Origin of the sequence: Streptococcus suis (genome assembly GCA_002831545.1) — a bacterium.
GTDB classification, from domain to species: domain Bacteria; phylum Bacillota; class Bacilli; order Lactobacillales; family Streptococcaceae; genus Streptococcus; species Streptococcus suis_P.
This window is the reverse complement of the sequence record CP025095.1, coordinates 2,132,649-2,147,785: the sequence shown is the minus strand read 5'-3', so window position 1 is coordinate 2,147,785 and position 15,137 is coordinate 2,132,649. Positions and strand designations below refer to the sequence as shown.

Here is a 15,137-nt window from a genome sequence, read left to right as displayed (position 1 = left end):
TAGCTCCTTATTTTTTCTTAGTAGTTTCTGCTTCCAGTTTATGCAGATAGGCAAAGGCAGACAGGGCAATGCTAGCAAAGATACCCATCGTGCCACCGAATAGGAGGGATTTGACGTGGAAGATGGAAGCCAGTAGGGGAAGCTGGAGGCTAAAGAGGTCTGCCAGCCCCGCAAAGAGGCTAGATAGCAGGGTAACTCCCAGTCCCCAAACCAGTGGATTGAGGGTCTGTCCTTGTCTTTCCTCAGGACTTAGTTCTTCCATGTCATATTGAGGCAGGTCAGCATGGAGGGTGCGCATATTAACGATACCAATTAGGATAATACTGAAGAAGGCAATGATCATTGGATAGTAGGCAGCCACCTCGACAGGATAGCGGATAGCTAGGAAGTAGGCGACAGCATTTCCAAGAGCTAGGAAGTAGAAGTGGTAGATAAAGGCTATTCCCCCAATCTCATCGGCCTTAGTCCGTCGGTACTCGTTTAAAGGACCACGGATACCATAGAAGTGTCGTATCATATTTTTGATCCACTTAGGTTCTTCTTTGGAAATAGCAGAGCTGACAGTTAGTTTTTCTGCCTTTTTCATGCGCTTGCGTAACATGATTTCAAGAGCAATGCCTGTGAAAACTCCACCTAGACAGGCTGCTAGAAATTTTCGGAGGTCAAATAGGTGGTCGAGAGGATTGAGCCCATCCATCCAGGCCCCAAAAACAACCACCCAAATGTACATAACGGTAGTGAAATAGAGGGCGAATTTGATACTTGCTCCCTTGAGTTGTTTCTGTTCCTTGGTAGTCAGTTCTTCTACATCTAAACTGTCCACTTGGCTGTGACGCATCTTGGATGTCATATACATACTGGCGGAAAGAGTGGATAGGAGTAGAGCCGTTGGGTAGCCATAGGCAACGACTTGAGGGAAGCGTTTGGATAGGGCAAGTGCCAGCAGGGTTATAGCCATGGTGCCCCAAAAGAGCAGGATAAAGCAGGAATTGCCTAGTCGGAAGGCTTCTTTTTGGCGAAATTCATCCAAGGGCCCTGCGATACCGTAAAATCGTTTGATTAATTTATCTTGAAAGGTTTCTTTTTTCATACGCAGCTCCTTATTTTTGATCGAACAATGGTAAGATGTAAACAAAGCCTAAGAAGTAGATGGTTCCAGCAATCAGCAGTTGTATCCAGAATTTGGCTTGGCTGATGGTATGCAAGATGTCTGCTCCGCTATTGCCCCAAAGCTGAAAGAGTACAAAGAGCGGGATAAAAATTAGAGTAGAGATAAGGGCTTGACGTGTATTCTTTTTCATGGTTTTTCTTCCTTTTATTTGTTTGCGAGAATTTTCTTTTGTAACTGCTTCTTACAATAGTAGTAATGGATGAAGGTGATAGCTCCTGCAACAATTAACCGACCTAGTAGGAGGGTCGGGTCTGTTAGTTCTTCAAGAAATACAGACCATTCTTTATAGAAAGCAGGGGCAGTCGTGGAAGCCAGGAAGGCCCCGAAAAATATAGCACGACTATTCTTTAAAAGGGATTTATTGAGTTTGGCGACATCAATCTCATCCTCATAGCTTTGACTAATGCCATTTTTCAAGGCAAGGTGGGAAGCTAAGGCTTGCGTGAAACCAATGATCAGTATATTGGTTAGGGGGAGCAGAAAGCCAACTTTTTCAGGTTGTCGTAAGGCGATAAGAAGTGCAATTGTATTTCCTATTACCAGGATAGGAAAAACAATCATGACAATGGTGTTACTGAGGCGATAGCTTTCTTGCTGCCGCATTTCATCCATGGGTCCGCTGATAGAATAAAAATCCTTGGTTGCTTGATTGAGAATTTTTGTAAATATATCTTTCATGATAAACTCCTTATTCATTCCAAAAGAGACTATTAAGATCGGTCTGTAAAGCTTTGGCTAGGTTGATACAGAGGTCTAGTGAGGGGTTGTACTTGTTATTTTCAATCATATTGATGGTCTGCCTGGATACGCCGATGGCCTTGGCCAGATCCAGCTGGGAAATCCCTAGCAGTAGGCGGTAATCTTTGACACGGTTCATGGGTTCTCCTTTCGTGTAAAATATATGCGACACTCTATTGTAAAGAGAGAGGATAGACTAGCTATCCTTAGGCACGATGTCAATTATATGCGACAGTTGGTTGTAAAAAAATGTGGGAGACCTCCCTGTTGATGTCAACTATACTTGACATTTATCTATAATGTTATTATAGACCTATCCAAAGATGTTGTCAACTATATTTGACATATTTTTTGTAAAAAGTTTGCAACAACTTTTTGTATTGTTTTGTGGTACAATAGAAAAGATATGAGCAAGGAATTTAATCACACAACTGTTCTCTTGCATGAGACAGTCGATATGTTAGGCATCAAACCAAATGGAATTTATGTAGATGCAACGCTGGGGGGAGCAGGGCATAGTGAGTATCTGCTCAGTCAGTTGACGGATGGTGGGCATCTTTATGCCTTTGACCAGGATCAGACGGCCATTGACCATGCCCAAATCCGCTTGGCAGACTACATTGAAAAAGGACAAGTGACCTTTATCAAGGACAATTTTCGCAATCTCAAGACTCGCTTGGCGGAGCTAGGTGTAACAGAGATTGATGGGATTTGTTATGATTTAGGAGTATCTAGTCCACAGTTAGACGAACGAGAGCGAGGTTTTTCCTATAAGCAGGACGCACCATTGGACATGCGGATGAATCGAGATGGTCAGTTGACGGCATATGATGTGGTCAATAACTATGACTATCACGACTTGGTACGGATTTTCTTTAAATACGGTGAGGATAAATTTTCCAAGCAGATTGCTCGTAAGATTGAACAGGCGCGTGCGGTCAAGCCGATTGAAACAACGACTGAGTTGGCAGAGCTGATCAAATCTGCCAAGCCAGCCAAGGAACTTAAGAAGAAGGGGCATCCTGCTAAGCAGATTTTCCAAGCGATTCGGATTGAGGTCAACGATGAGTTGGGAGCAGCAGACGAATCTATCCAGCAGGCCATTGACTTATTGGCTTTGGATGGACGAATTTCTGTTATTACTTTCCATTCCTTAGAAGATCGTCTGACCAAACAACTCTTTAAGGAAGCAAGTACGATTGATGTTCCAAAAGGTTTGCCATTTATTCCAGACGACTTGAAGGCGCCACTTGAATTGGTCAATCGTAAGCCGATTTTGCCAAGTCAAGAGGAGCTAGAAGATAATAATCGTGCGCATTCAGCCAAACTGCGTGTAGCTAAGAAAGTACATAAATAGGAGAGAGTCTATGTTGCAAGAAAAACGTAGAGAAGCCACTATGCGGGTTATCGGTGATAAAATTAGAACCTTCACACGTGTAGAAAAAGCCTTCTATTCAAGCATCGTATTATCTGGATTAGCCCTTGCGATAGGAATTATCTTTATGCAAACGCGGCTTTTGCAACTTCAATCTGGCATGGCCAAAGTCAATCAAGATATTAGTCAAAAACAGATTGAAATTAACGATGCAAAGCAAGCTGTCAATGAATTGACACGTTCAGCTCGCTTGATGGAAATTGCTGAAAAAGCTGGATTAACTTTTAATAATGACAATATTGGAGTAGCCGAATAATGCCCAGAAGAAATAATAAACTCTTGCGGTATGTCTTGAAAAAACGATATGTTCCGTCAAAAAATCGTCGGAGAGTAGGTCAGCATTTACTTCTCTTGACGGTTTTCGTCTTTTTTATCTTTTTAATCAATTTTGCTTACATTATTGGAACGGATAGTCGTTCAGGTGTGTCTTTGTCAGAGCGAGCTGCTGCAGTACATCAGCAAGAAGTTACCATTCAGGCAAAACGCGGAACAATCTATGATCGCACTGGCGTACCAATCGCAGAAGATTCAACCACCTACACTATTTATGCGATTATTGATAAGGAATACGTGTCTGAATTTCAGGAAGTACTATATGTTGAATCGTCTCAGTTTCAAAAGGTTGCCGATATTTTTAATAAGTACCTTGGGATGGAGACGGATTATGTTAACAAGCAATTAAATCAGCCTGATTTAAAACAGGTCTATTTTGGTACGCTTGGTAAAAATATTTCCTATAGTACAATGTCGTCAATTCAAGAAGAGATGAAAGCAGCTGGTATTAAAGGGATTGCCTTTAATGCCAGTCCTGGAAGAATGTATCCTAATGGAAATTTTGCCTCAATTTTTGTTGGCTTGGCTAACTTAATTGAAAATAAGGATGGTAGTCATAGTCTTCAAGGTATGAGTGGGATGGAATATTATTTGAATGACATCCTTGCAGGTCAAGATGGTAAGGTTATCTATGAAAAAGATAGTCAAGGTAGGATACTGCCTGGTACGGAATCTGTCGAACAAGAAACGGTTAATGGCCAAGATGTATATACAACAATTTCGGCAGATTTACAACGTTCCTTAGAAACCAATATGAATACATTCTTTGATACGGCAAAAGGTAAATATGCAAATGCAACTCTTATTTCTGCCAAAACAGGAGAAATTTTAGCGACTACACAACGTCCCAGCTATGATTCGGATACCAAGGAAGGACTTGGTGAGGAAGGGATGATAGAGCGCTCATTGCTCTATCAAGAGGCATTTGAACCTGGTTCTACCATGAAGGTGTTAACTTTAGCTGCAGCGATTGATAATGGGACCTTTAATCCAAATGCCTATTACACAAACTCTGAGTATACGATTGCTGATGCAAAAATTAACGACTGGACTGTGAACGACGGAAAAGAGGCTGTTACGTTAAATTTTGCTCAGGGTTTTTCACTCTCAAGTAACGTTGGAATGACGTTGTTGCAACAAGAAATGGGGGATGAAAAGTGGTTAAACTACCTTGCTAGATTTCGCTATGGTTACCCAACACGATTTGGTATGGGGGACGAGGCACCAGGAATGGTACCAGAGGATAACATTGTTTCTATCGCCATGTCAACGTTTGGTCAGGGGATTTCTGCAAACCAAGCACAGATGCTTCGTAGTTTTACCGCCATTGCGAACAATGGTATTATGCTAGAGCCTAAATTCATCTCAGCTCTTTATGATCCTAATACAGATACAGCTAGAGTTTCTTCGAAAGAAGAAGTCGGGAACCCTGTTTCGGAAAAAGCGGCGGACGATACTCTCGGCTATATGATCAATGTCGGAACAGACCCTGTGTTCGGAACACTCTACTCTCATGATTTGCAGGGTCCAGCTATTCAGGTGGAAGGCTATGATATTGCCATGAAATCAGGATCAGCCGAAATTGCCAGCGAAGATGGTCAAGGGTACATTAAAGGTGCCTACACCAACTCTGTAGTAGCCATGATCCCTGCTGAGGACCCTGAATTTATCATGTATGTGACCATTCGCCAACCGGAAGTATTAAATGTCCTGTCTTGGCGTGACATTGTCAGTCCCACATTGAAAGAAGCGATGCTGTTGAAAGACAATTTGAATCTGGATTCACCTGCGCCAGCATTGACCCGGGTTGCTAATGAGACAGAGTATCAATTGCCAGACCTCATTGGTAAGGCACCAGGCGAGTCAGCTGAGGAACTTCGCCGTCAATTAGTTCAACCAGCTATCCTTGGAAACGGTGCTGAAATTAAAAAAGTTTCAGTCGAAAAAGGAAGTAACGTAATCGCCAACCAACAGGTTCTACTCTTGACAAATAAATTCGAAGAAATGCCAGACCTGTACGCAATCACCAAAGAGAATATGGATATATTTGCTGAATGGACTGGTATTGAAGTGACCTATAAAGGAACGGGTTCAAAAGTAGTCGACCAAAGTGTAGAGGTTGGTACCGCTTTGAATAAAACCGAGAAAATAACAATAACCTTAGGAGACTAACATGCAATTCGCACTTATGTCGGGATTGGTAGCTTTTCTAGCAACCGTTCTTTTAATCCCACGATTTATTACATTTTATCAAGCCAAACGCATCGAGGGGCAACAGATGCACGAAGATGTGAAACAACATCAGTTTAAGGCAGGTACACCAACAATGGGGGGAACCGTTTTTCTCGTTGTTGCGATACTTGTCAGCTTGTTGTTTGCAACGGCCTTTCAACTGTTGACGGGTGGTGTCCTTGCCATCCTCTTCATCCTTGCCCTTTATGGTGTAGTAGGATTTTTGGATGACTTTTTAAAAATTTTCCGTAAAATAAATGAAGGTCTTAATCCTAAACAAAAGCTTGCTCTACAAATTTTAGGAGGTATTGTCTTCTACTTTGTACACGTAAGAGGAGCAGGTAGCGGAGAATTGAATGTATTTGGTCACATGGTACATCTGGGAGTTCTTTATTTCCCATTTGTTCTGTTCTGGCTGGTCGGTTTTTCAAATGCAGTTAATTTGACAGATGGTATTGATGGATTGGCTTCTATCTCAGTTGTTATCAGTCTTCTAGCTTACTCTGTCATCGCCTTCAATGAGCAAAAATTTGATATTCTTCTAGTTTGTGTGACCATGATTGGAGGCTTGCTCGGTTTCTTTGTTTATAACCGTAAACCAGCGAAGATTTTCATGGGGGATGTGGGAAGTTTGGCTCTCGGTGGTATGTTGGCAACTATTTCAATTGCTCTCCGTCAGGAATGGACCCTCCTCCTTATCGGCCTGGTTTATGTCATTGAAACGTCCTCTGTTATGTTGCAAGTTTCATATTTTAAATACACCAAAAAACGCTTTGGAGAAGGTCGTCGTATCTTCCGTATGACTCCTTTTCATCACCATTTGGAGCTTGGAGGTTTGACCGGAAAAGCTGAAAAATGGAGCGAGTGGAAAGTTGATTTTTTCCTCTGGTCAGTCGGTCTCATCATGAGCTTGATTACCCTAGCTATTCTTTATCTATAAAATGTCAGAAACAGCAGAAATGCTGTTTTTTTACCTTGACAAATATGGTCGAGGGGGGTAAAATAGAGAGAGAATTGGTGGAGGATAAAAATGGAACAATTCAATCAAGAACAGTTATATGGAGTGGTTATTCAAACCATGACAGCTGCTAGTCAACTTCCTATGGTTAAAGTCAATCGGGAAGAATTTTTGAAGACTCGTTTCAAAGATAGTCCCTATCTAGATAAAATTATTGCGGATGGACCAACGGCGGTCTTCACTACAAAAGCTTTGCGTAAGGAAGCTGAAAAAATCATTAATGATATGACTACGAAAACATCTTTGATTTCTTTCGCAGCTGGTTTACCGGGGAATCCATTTACAGCGGTGGCGGCAGGTACTGCTGATATAGCTCAGTATTTTGGTTTTGCCTTGAATTTGTCGCAACAAATCGCTTATCTTTTTGGTGAAGATGAATTATTTGTTGGTGAAGGGAAGGAAATTTCAGAAGAGGTTCAAATCCGCATTATTGCCTACATTGGTGTCATGTTTGGAGCAGGTGGTTCAGCAGTTCTTCTCAATAAAGTATCCAAGACAGTCGGAGCTAATATCGGTAAAAAAGTAGCTATGCAGGCTTTGTAGGCTGGGCAAAAAGACCAATCTCGCTTCGCAGGGTTCGTGTCAACATCTCAGCGCAGTGGTTGATTGGCAGATTTGTTCGTGTTTTACACTCCAAATCTGTTCTAATCAACTGTGCGGGGGCGGGAAGACGAACTCTTTTTTTGACCAGTCGAGTTCTTTCCCGCTCCCATCCCTTGGTGAAAAAGGTAGCCGCAGTGATTGGTGTGAAAATTACCAAAAAGACTATTGAAAAGACCATTGCCAATGCAGTTCCTATTTTGGGTGGTCTGATTTCAGGAGGTTTGACCTATTTTACCTTCCAGCCCATGGGAGGGATGTTGGCAGACACATTTGTGAAAAAAATAAATGGTGATTTTGATGGAGAATTAGAACTCACTGAGGCCTTTAAAGCAAGTTTGGAAGAAGAGAAGGAACTTGGAATTATTGAGGCAGAATTTACTGAAGCAAGCGAGAGTTGATTGAGGCTGGGCAAAAAGCCCAGGACCACTACTCAGAGTTCGTGTCAACATCTCAGCGCAGTGGTTGATTGGCAGATTTGTTCGTGTTTTGCACTCCAAATCTGGCCTAATCAACTGTGCGGGGGTGGGAAGACGAACTCTTTTTATCTTGGTCGAGTTCTTTCCCACTCCCTTTTGCTTGTCCACCTAAATCGTGCTATAATAGAGGGCAGTACAACTAAAGAGGGAACTATGAAATTTACAGATATGAAACTCAAGCCTTATATTCAGGAGGCTTTGAAAGAAATTAACTTTGTCCAGCCGACAGAAGTTCAGGAGAAATTGATTCCTGTTGTTTTGTCAGGGCGAGACTTGATAGGGGAATCAAAAACAGGTTCGGGTAAGACCCATACCTTCTTGATCCCGATTTTCCAAAAATTAAATGAGGAATTGGACCAAGTTCAGGCTGTTATTACAGCCCCATCTCGTGAACTGGCTACTCAGATTTATCAAGCGGCACGCCAGTTGGCTAGTCATTCGGACATCGAAGTTCGTGTGACCAATTATGTTGGCGGTACGGATAAGAACCGTCAAATTGACAAGCTTCAAGCTAGTCAGCCTCACATTGTTGTTGGGACACCAGGGCGTATCTATGATTTGGTCAAATCAGGTGACCTTGCTATCCATAAAGCCAAAACCTTTGTGGTGGATGAGGCAGATATGACCTTGGACATGGGCTTTTTGGAAACAGTTGATAAGATTGCTGGCAGCCTGCCAAAAGACTTGCAATTTATGGTCTTTTCAGCGACCATTCCGCAGAAACTCCAACCGTTTTTGAAAAAATACTTGTCCAATCCAGTCATGGAACAAATCAAGACCCATACGGTCATTTCAGATACAATTGAAAACTGGCTGATTTCAACCAAGGGGCGTGACCGTAATACTCAAATCTTGGAAGTAACCAAGCTCATGCAACCTTACTTGGCCATGATTTTTGTCAATACAAAGACACGTGCAGATGAATTACATAGCTATTTGACTGCGAATGGTCTTCGTGTCGCAAAGATTCATGGGGATATTCCTCCACGTGAGCGCAAGCGGATGATGAACCAAGTGAAGAACTTGGACTATCAGTACATTGTTGCAACGGATTTAGCAGCACGTGGGATTGATATTGAGGGCGTCAGTCATGTCATCAATGATGCAATTCCTCAAGACCTTTCTTTCTTTGTTCACCGTGTAGGGCGTACAGGTCGTAATGGTTTATCAGGTATTGCCATTACCCTTTATCAGCCAAGCGATGATGCAGATATTCGAGAGCTAGAAAAACTCAATATCAAATTCTTGCCAAAAGAAATGAAAAATGGCGAATTTGTCGATACCTACGACCGTGACCGCCGTGCTAACCGTGAAAAATCTCGTGAAAAGCTAGATTTGGAAATGATTGGCTTGGTCAAGAAGAAAAAGAAAAAAGTCAAACCAGGCTACAAGAAGAAAATTCAATGGGCTGTTGATGAAAAACGTCGCAAGACCAAGCGAGTTGAAGCGCGTGCAAAGGGTCGTGCAGAACGTAAAGCCAAGCGTCAAACCTTTTAAAGTAATCGAGGAAAAAGATGTTACAAAACATTCTCAGTTTTTATTTACAAGGATTGCTAATAGCTTCCTTGTTGATTATCACTTCTAGTCTGGTCTGGTTTATCTGGCGTGCGACAAAGGGTGTGGATAAAACCTTGCAAGAACGACAAGATTTCTTGTTTGATTTGTTGATGATTAATGTGATGACAATTCCCATTGCAGCCTTTGGAGTAGTGGGAATCTTATTAATGTTTAAAGCGTAGAAGGAAAAAGTATATGTACGATACAGTTGTAATTGGTGCGGGTCCCGCGGGGATGACTGCAGCTCTTTATGCAGGGCGTAGCAATTTAAAGGTAGCTCTTTTGGAACGTGGTATTTACGGTGGTCAGATGAACAATACCGCGGAAATTGAAAACTATCCAGGCTATGACCATATTTCAGGTCCAGCCTTGGCTGAAAAAATGTTTGAACCCTTGGAAAAATTCGGTGTGGACCATATTTTTGGCACCCTAGTCCGTATTGAGGAAGAAGGACAAATTAAGAAAGTGATCACTGAGGATGGTGTTTTGGAGACAAAGACAGTCGTTCTAGCCATGGGGGCAAAACATCGCTTGTTAGGTATTCCAGGTGAGGATACTTACAATAGCCGTGGTGTCTCATATTGTGCAGTCTGTGACGGTGCCTTCTTCCGTGGACAAAAACTCTTGGTTGTCGGTGGTGGAGATTCAGCCGTCGAAGAAGCTCTCTTCTTAACACAATTTGCGGAGTCTGTGACAATTGTTCACCGCCGTGATCAGCTTCGTGCTCAAAAAGTCATCCAAGACCGCGCTTTTGCCAATGAAAAAATTAACTTCATCTGGGATAGTGTAGTCGAAGAAATCAAGGGTGATGACTTACGTGTACAAAGCGTGGTTATCAAAAATGTGAAAACAGAGGAAGTCAGCGAACTGGACTTCGGTGGTGTCTTTATCTATGTCGGTTTGGATCCGATGACGGATTCGGTTGTCGATTTGGGGATTACGGACGAAGCTGGTTGGGTTATCACTAATGAAAAGATGGAGACGACTCAATCAGGCATCTATGCCATCGGTGATATTCGTCAAAATCAACTTCGTCAGATTGCAACGGCAGTAGGAAATGGTGCAGTTGCTGGACAAGAAGTCTATAACTACATCACAGAACTAGCTGAATAGGGGAATACAATGTTTCATATTTACGATATTCAGAAAAATCCAGATGGAATCTCCTTTGATAAAACCTTGGATTTACAGGAAGAATTGCAAGCTCGAAATGGTGAAGTTCTAGGCTTGGCGCCAGTCCAAGTCACTGGAAATATCCGCTTTGAATCAGGTTTCTTTTTCTTGGACTATCAGATGACTTATGATATTACCTTGGCATCCAGTCGTTCTCTGAAACCAGTTGTTTTGCATGAGGTCCAAAACGTCAATGAACTTTTTGTTGCCAATGAAGCAGTTCTTAAAGAACAAGATTTGATTGATGAGGATATGGTACTGGTAGTAGAAGATGACCACATTGTCCTTGATGAGAGTGTAGCAGATAATATTCTCCTAGCCATTCCTATCAAGGTATTGACACCGGAGGAAGAGGCAGGAACCGACCTACCATCTGGTCAAGCTTGGGCTTTAATGACTGAGGAAGATTTTCAACAAAAAGCTCAAGAGAAAAAAGAAGCCAATAGTCCTTTTGCCCAATTACAAGGGTTATTTGGAGATGAGGACTAACTCAGATTGGCAAGATAGTTAAATTATCTGAAAATTCTTGTCAACTTTCCCCATTCGGTGTATAATGAAGGGGATACAAATTAGAGGAGTAAACAAATGACTAAAGCAAATTTTGGTGTTGTAGGGATGGCCGTTATGGGCCGCAACCTTGCACTTAACGTTGAATCACGTGGCTACTCAGTAGCTATTTACAACCGCTCTGCTGATAAAACAGAAGATGTTGTTGCAAGCAATCCAGGCAAAAACTTGGTACCAAGTTACGATGTGGAAAGCTTTGTGGCATCTATCGAAAAACCACGTCGCATCATGCTTATGGTTCAAGCTGGTCCTGGTACAGATGCAACCATTCAAGCGCTCTTGCCACACTTGGATGAAGGTGACATCTTGATCGATGGTGGTAATACTTTCTACGAAGACACTATCCGTCGTTCAAAAGAATTGGCAAACTCAGGTATTAACTTCATCGGTACAGGTGTATCTGGTGGTGAAAAAGGAGCCCTTGAAGGTCCATCTATCATGCCTGGTGGTCAAAAAGAAGCTTACGAATTGGTGGCAGATGTCTTGGAAGAAATTTCAGCAAAAGCACCAGAAGATGGAGCACCATGTGTGACTTATATCGGTCCAGATGGAGCTGGTCACTACGTAAAAATGGTACACAACGGTATCGAGTATGGCGACATGCAATTGATTGCGGAGTCTTATGACCTCATGCAACACTTGCTCGGTTTGTCAGTGGATGAAATGGCTGACATCTTTACTGAGTGGAACAAAGGCGAATTGGATAGCTACTTGATTGAAATCACAGCAGATATTTTGAAACGTAAAGACGATCAAGGTCAAGATGGACCAATCGTTGACTACATTTTGGATGCGGCTGGTAACAAGGGAACTGGTAAATGGACAAGCCAATCATCACTTGACTTGGGTGTGCCATTGTCATTGATTACAGAATCTGTATTTGCTCGTTATATCTCAACTTACAAAGATGAGCGTGTAGCAGCAAGCAAGGTCCTTCCAAAACCAGCTCCGTTTGCATACGAAGGCGACAAGGCTGAATTGGTAGAAAAAATCCGTCAAGCGTTGTACTTCTCAAAAATCATGTCTTATGCACAAGGTTTTGCACAGTTGCGCGTAGCATCAAAAGAAAACAACTGGAACTTGCCATTTGGTGAAATCGCAAAAATCTGGCGTGCAGGTTGTATCATCCGCGCTCGCTTCTTGCAAAAAATCACAGATGCCTACGGACGTGATGAAGACTTGGCAAACTTGCTCTTGGATGAGTACTTCCTTGATGTAACAGCTAAGTATCAACAGGCAGTTCGTGATGTTGTTGCCTTGGCAGTTCAAGCAGGAGTTCCTGTACCAACATTCTCAGCAGCTATTACCTACTTCGATAGCTACCGTGCTGAAAACTTGCCAGCGAACTTGATTCAAGCACAACGTGACTACTTTGGTGCTCACACTTATAACCGTAAAGATAAAGAAGGAATCTTCCATTACGACTGGTATAGCGAATCAAAATAGAAAAGATGGGCGTGGAAGCGCCCTTCTTTCTAGTCATAATACGATTCCTACACCATTTGAAAGAATAGAAAAGGATGGACAATGGCTAAGAAAATTTTGATTGCTGGTAAAGAACGCAATCTCTCGCATTTTGTTTCCATGGAATTGCAGAAAAAAGACTATCTTGTTGATTATGCATCGACAGGGAAAGAGGCTATGTCCTTGGCACATGAAACGGATTTTGACTTGATTCTGATGAGTTTTCAGCTTTCAGACATGTCCAGCAAGGAATTGGCTACAGAACTATTAGCGATAAAACCAGCCACGGTCATGATTGTGGTAGTTGAGCCGACAGAAGTTAGTCAATATGGGGAAGAAGTCCTCTCTTATGCTGTTTCCTACGTGGTGAAGCCCTTTGTCATCAGTGATTTAGTGGAGCAAATCTCTGCGATTTTTCGTGGTCGTGATTTTATTGACAATAACTGTAAACAGGTTCACATGCATGCGGCCTATCGTGATTTGAAGGTTGATTTTCAAAATCGAACAGTGACTCGAGGTGATGAATTGATTAATTTGACCCGCCGAGAGTATGATCTGTTGGCAACCTTAATGAATAGCCCAGAGCCTGTTAGTCGAGAACAACTTCTTGAGCGTGTTTGGAAATATGAAGCGGCTTCTGAGACCAATGTCGTCGATGTATATATTCGCTATCTACGTGGTAAACTGGATTTGCCACATCAAGATTCATATATAAAAACAGTTCGTGGTGTCGGATATGCCATGCGCGATTGATTTAGAGTAGAGAGGGGAGCGGGAAAGAACTCTATTTTTCAAAAATGAGTTCGTCAACAAGTCTTTATTTCTAGTTGTCGAGCTGAAACAGTCTATTCCCAGACTGTTTCACTCCCACCCCGCATAGTTCCAACTGTCTGGGGGACAGTTGGAAGTTGGAAATAGAACGAACAAAGTTCGCTACAAAACTGTCTGGGAGATAGTTTGAGGTTGGAGATGAAGCGAACTCTGTTCGCATCAGTCGTAGAGGTCAGATTTTGAGTGTGAAACGCGAACTTCTGAGATTTGCTTCGCAAATCTTATCTCCAACCTTTAACAGTCCACTGGACTGTTAAACCCAATCAACCACTGCGCTGAGATATTGACACGAACTTTGAAAAGAGAGGTTGGTCTTTTTGTCCAGCCCCTCTTTCTTTTTCTATAAGCGTGTGATAAAATAATAGCCAATAAGTAAGAATGGAAAAGTTATGAATACATCATTTAAAGAAAAAGTCATATTGATACTCTTATCTGGAGCGACATTGTTAGCTGTTCTCAACTGGTCTAGTATTTATGGGGCTATTCAACAATTATTAGGCAGTATGAATTCGCTTTTTATTGGAGCTATTTTTGCCTTTATTCTCAATGTTCCCATGAAAAAATTAGAAGATCAGTTTGAAAAAATTTCTTTTTTAAAGAAATCCAAGCGGTCTTTGGCAATTGTTGGAGTATTAATTGGATTTGCTTTAATTGTGACAGGACTGGTGGTGATTGTTCTTCCTACATTGGTGACGACTGTTTCAGAACTGGTTTCGGTTAGCAGCACAGCCATTCCAAAATCGGTAAATGCCCTAACTAATTTTCTTGAATCAAATGGTCTTTTGTCGGGACAAATCGGAGACCAGATTGCCAGCTTTTTGGATCAGTTGAAGAATTTAACACTTATTTCAAGTTTGGTCACACCGATTTTATCTGGCTTGGTGTCCAATGTGACGGGGATTTTTTCGAACACTATGACGTTGATAATGGCTTTCTTCTTCACTCTAGCGATTTTAGGGAGCAAGGAACACTTGCAGGCGATGACGAGAAAGTTCTTGCAGGCTACCTTGCCAGAGAAGGCTGTCAGAGTAGTGAACTATATTGGAGAAGTTATTGTTGATACCTATGACCGATTCTTGATGAGTCAGATTGTTGAGGCATGTATCATTGGGATACTTGTCTTTGTTAGTTATTCGCTCTCAGGAATTCCTTATGCCAGCATGGCTGGTATTTTGGCTGGGGTCCTATCGTTTGTACCTTATATCGGTCCCTTTTCAGCGTGTTTGATTAGTGCTCTCTTTGTGGCGGTACAAAATCCGCTCTTGGCACTCTGGTCTATCGTGCTCTTCCAGATTCTTCAGTTGATTGAAGGGAATGTGATTTACCCGCGCGTGGTTGGTCAATCAGTTGGTCTTCCGACTCTCTTTACCCTGGCTGCAGCCTTGATTGGTGGTAATTTGTTTGGTCTACTTGGTATGGTCTTCTTTACCCCAATTTTTGCGGTTGTCTACCGCCTGGTTCGTGAATGGGTTGCCAGTCGATTGAAGAAGCAAGGTGAATTATTGGTAGAAAGTGAGTAATTCTCGCTTTCTTTTATTT

Annotated in this window: 18 protein-coding genes and 2 pseudogenes; 14 read left to right on the top strand and 6 right to left on the bottom strand. The window is 42.1% G+C overall.

Annotation, left to right across the window (positions count from 1 at the left end; genetic code table 11):
• Positions 1 to 7: 7 nt before the first annotated feature.
• From CWM22_10625 to CWM22_10610, 4 genes are read right to left on the bottom strand one after another with little or no spacing between them, the layout of a single operon-like run.
• Positions 8 to 1,090: a hypothetical protein gene (locus CWM22_10625; GenBank protein AUC92318.1), complete on the bottom strand. Its 1,083-nt coding sequence runs from the start codon at positions 1,088 to 1,090 to the stop codon at positions 8 to 10.
• A 10-nt stretch (positions 1,091 to 1,100) separates the two neighbouring features.
• Positions 1,101 to 1,301, bottom strand: a complete 201-nt coding sequence (locus CWM22_10620) for a hypothetical protein (GenBank protein ID AUC92317.1) — start codon at positions 1,299 to 1,301, stop codon at positions 1,101 to 1,103.
• Positions 1,302 to 1,315: 14 nt separating this feature from the next.
• A complete protein-coding gene (locus CWM22_10615) occupies positions 1,316 to 1,849 on the bottom strand; it encodes a DUF3278 domain-containing protein (GenBank protein AUC92316.1) in 534 nt (177 codons plus the stop codon).
• Between the two features lie 10 nt (positions 1,850 to 1,859).
• Entirely contained in the window at positions 1,860 to 2,048 is a 189-nt protein-coding gene (locus CWM22_10610) for a transcriptional regulator (GenBank protein ID AUC92315.1), read from the bottom strand.
• A 267-nt stretch (positions 2,049 to 2,315) separates the two neighbouring features.
• Here CWM22_10610 and CWM22_10605 point away from each other — a divergent pair, with 267 nt between their 5' ends.
• The 5 genes and pseudogenes from CWM22_10605 to CWM22_10585 all read left to right on the top strand — a co-directional run bounded on the left by CWM22_10605 (position 2,316) and on the right by CWM22_10585 (position 7,467).
• On the top strand, positions 2,316 to 3,266 hold the full coding sequence (locus CWM22_10605) for a 16S rRNA (cytosine(1402)-N(4))-methyltransferase RsmH (protein ID AUC92314.1): 951 nt from the start codon (positions 2,316 to 2,318) through the stop codon (positions 3,264 to 3,266).
• Between the two features lie 10 nt (positions 3,267 to 3,276).
• The gene (gene ftsL / locus CWM22_10600) at positions 3,277 to 3,600 is read left to right on the top strand and encodes a cell division protein FtsL (protein ID AUC92313.1); all 324 of its coding nucleotides are present in this window, start codon (positions 3,277 to 3,279) and stop codon (positions 3,598 to 3,600) included.
• Positions 3,600 to 5,849 carry a penicillin-binding protein gene (locus CWM22_10595; GenBank protein ID AUC92312.1) on the top strand — a complete coding sequence of 750 codons (2,250 nt, stop codon included), beginning with the start codon at positions 3,600 to 3,602 and terminating at the stop codon, positions 5,847 to 5,849. The genes ftsL and CWM22_10595 overlap by 1 nt, the downstream gene beginning before the upstream one ends.
• A 1-nt stretch (position 5,850) precedes the next feature.
• Entirely contained in the window at positions 5,851 to 6,849 is a 999-nt protein-coding gene (locus CWM22_10590) for a phospho-N-acetylmuramoyl-pentapeptide-transferase (GenBank protein ID AUC92311.1), read from the top strand.
• A 90-nt stretch (positions 6,850 to 6,939) separates the two neighbouring features.
• A pseudogene (locus CWM22_10585) lies at positions 6,940 to 7,467 on the top strand (hypothetical protein).
• Here the strand turns inward: CWM22_10585 and CWM22_10580 are convergent.
• Positions 7,454 to 7,687: a hypothetical protein gene (locus CWM22_10580; protein ID AUC92310.1), complete on the bottom strand. Its 234-nt coding sequence runs from the start codon at positions 7,685 to 7,687 to the stop codon at positions 7,454 to 7,456. The pseudogene CWM22_10585 and the gene CWM22_10580 overlap by 14 nt on opposite strands.
• On the opposite strand from CWM22_10580, the gene CWM22_10575 reads away from it, so the two are divergent.
• A complete protein-coding gene (locus CWM22_10575; protein ID AUC92309.1) occupies positions 7,665 to 7,928 on the top strand; it encodes a PTS lactose transporter subunit IIB in 264 nt (87 codons plus the stop codon). The two genes, CWM22_10580 and CWM22_10575, sit on opposite strands and share 23 nt — an antisense overlap.
• On the opposite strand, the gene CWM22_10570 is transcribed toward CWM22_10575, so the two are convergent.
• The gene (locus tag CWM22_10570; GenBank protein AUC92308.1) at positions 7,836 to 8,096 is read right to left on the bottom strand and encodes a hypothetical protein; all 261 of its coding nucleotides are present in this window, start codon (positions 8,094 to 8,096) and stop codon (positions 7,836 to 7,838) included. The genes CWM22_10575 and CWM22_10570 overlap by 93 nt on opposite strands.
• A gap of 63 nt (positions 8,097 to 8,159) precedes the next feature.
• On the opposite strand from CWM22_10570, the gene CWM22_10565 reads away from it, so the two are divergent.
• The 8 genes and pseudogenes from CWM22_10565 to CWM22_10530 all read left to right on the top strand — a co-directional run bounded on the left by CWM22_10565 (position 8,160) and on the right by CWM22_10530 (position 15,118).
• Entirely contained in the window at positions 8,160 to 9,503 is a 1,344-nt protein-coding gene (locus CWM22_10565) for an ATP-dependent helicase (protein ID AUC92307.1), read from the top strand.
• A 17-nt stretch (positions 9,504 to 9,520) separates the two neighbouring features.
• On the top strand, positions 9,521 to 9,745 hold the full coding sequence (locus CWM22_10560) for a DUF4059 domain-containing protein (protein AUC92306.1): 225 nt from the start codon (positions 9,521 to 9,523) through the stop codon (positions 9,743 to 9,745).
• A gap of 13 nt (positions 9,746 to 9,758) precedes the next feature.
• Positions 9,759 to 10,676 carry a thioredoxin-disulfide reductase gene (trxB, locus tag CWM22_10555; protein ID AUC92305.1) on the top strand — a complete coding sequence of 306 codons (918 nt, stop codon included), beginning with the start codon at positions 9,759 to 9,761 and terminating at the stop codon, positions 10,674 to 10,676.
• A gap of 9 nt (positions 10,677 to 10,685) precedes the next feature.
• Positions 10,686 to 11,225, top strand: a complete 540-nt coding sequence (locus CWM22_10550; protein ID AUC92304.1) for a DUF177 domain-containing protein — start codon at positions 10,686 to 10,688, stop codon at positions 11,223 to 11,225.
• 96 nt (positions 11,226 to 11,321) lie between these two features.
• Positions 11,322 to 12,749, top strand: a complete 1,428-nt coding sequence (locus CWM22_10545; GenBank protein AUC92303.1) for a phosphogluconate dehydrogenase (NADP(+)-dependent, decarboxylating) — start codon at positions 11,322 to 11,324, stop codon at positions 12,747 to 12,749.
• A gap of 81 nt (positions 12,750 to 12,830) precedes the next feature.
• Positions 12,831 to 13,520: a DNA-binding response regulator gene (locus CWM22_10540; protein ID AUC92302.1), complete on the top strand. Its 690-nt coding sequence runs from the start codon at positions 12,831 to 12,833 to the stop codon at positions 13,518 to 13,520.
• Between the two features lie 155 nt (positions 13,521 to 13,675).
• Positions 13,676 to 13,855: pseudogene (locus CWM22_10535) on the top strand (hypothetical protein).
• Positions 13,856 to 13,987: 132 nt separating this feature from the next.
• Positions 13,988 to 15,118, top strand: coding sequence for an AI-2E family transporter (locus tag CWM22_10530; GenBank protein ID AUC92301.1), 1,131 nt, complete (start codon positions 13,988 to 13,990; stop codon positions 15,116 to 15,118).
• Positions 15,119 to 15,137 lie beyond the last annotated feature (19 nt).

What these genes read in the sequence shown, in the direction of transcription:
- CWM22_10625 (AUC92318.1), bottom strand. Translation starts at nt 1,090, where the DNA reads ATGAAAAAAGAAACCTTTCAAGATAAATTAATCAAACGATTTTACGGT.
- CWM22_10620 (AUC92317.1), bottom strand. Translation starts at nt 1,301, where the DNA reads ATGAAAAAGAATACACGTCAAGCCCTTATCTCTACTCTAATTTTTATC.
- CWM22_10615 (AUC92316.1), bottom strand. Translation starts at nt 1,849, where the DNA reads ATGAAAGATATATTTACAAAAATTCTCAATCAAGCAACCAAGGATTTT.
- CWM22_10610 (AUC92315.1), bottom strand. Translation starts at nt 2,048, where the DNA reads ATGAACCGTGTCAAAGATTACCGCCTACTGCTAGGGATTTCCCAGCTG.
- CWM22_10605 (AUC92314.1), top strand. Translation starts at nt 2,316, where the DNA reads ATGAGCAAGGAATTTAATCACACAACTGTTCTCTTGCATGAGACAGTC.
- ftsL (AUC92313.1), top strand. Translation starts at nt 3,277, where the DNA reads ATGTTGCAAGAAAAACGTAGAGAAGCCACTATGCGGGTTATCGGTGAT.
- CWM22_10595 (AUC92312.1), top strand. Translation starts at nt 3,600, where the DNA reads ATGCCCAGAAGAAATAATAAACTCTTGCGGTATGTCTTGAAAAAACGA.
- CWM22_10590 (AUC92311.1), top strand. Translation starts at nt 5,851, where the DNA reads ATGCAATTCGCACTTATGTCGGGATTGGTAGCTTTTCTAGCAACCGTT.
- CWM22_10565 (AUC92307.1), top strand. Translation starts at nt 8,160, where the DNA reads ATGAAATTTACAGATATGAAACTCAAGCCTTATATTCAGGAGGCTTTG.
- CWM22_10560 (AUC92306.1), top strand. Translation starts at nt 9,521, where the DNA reads ATGTTACAAAACATTCTCAGTTTTTATTTACAAGGATTGCTAATAGCT.
- trxB (AUC92305.1), top strand. Translation starts at nt 9,759, where the DNA reads ATGTACGATACAGTTGTAATTGGTGCGGGTCCCGCGGGGATGACTGCA.
- CWM22_10550 (AUC92304.1), top strand. Translation starts at nt 10,686, where the DNA reads ATGTTTCATATTTACGATATTCAGAAAAATCCAGATGGAATCTCCTTT.
- CWM22_10545 (AUC92303.1), top strand. Translation starts at nt 11,322, where the DNA reads ATGACTAAAGCAAATTTTGGTGTTGTAGGGATGGCCGTTATGGGCCGC.
- CWM22_10540 (AUC92302.1), top strand. Translation starts at nt 12,831, where the DNA reads ATGGCTAAGAAAATTTTGATTGCTGGTAAAGAACGCAATCTCTCGCAT.
- CWM22_10530 (AUC92301.1), top strand. Translation starts at nt 13,988, where the DNA reads ATGAATACATCATTTAAAGAAAAAGTCATATTGATACTCTTATCTGGA.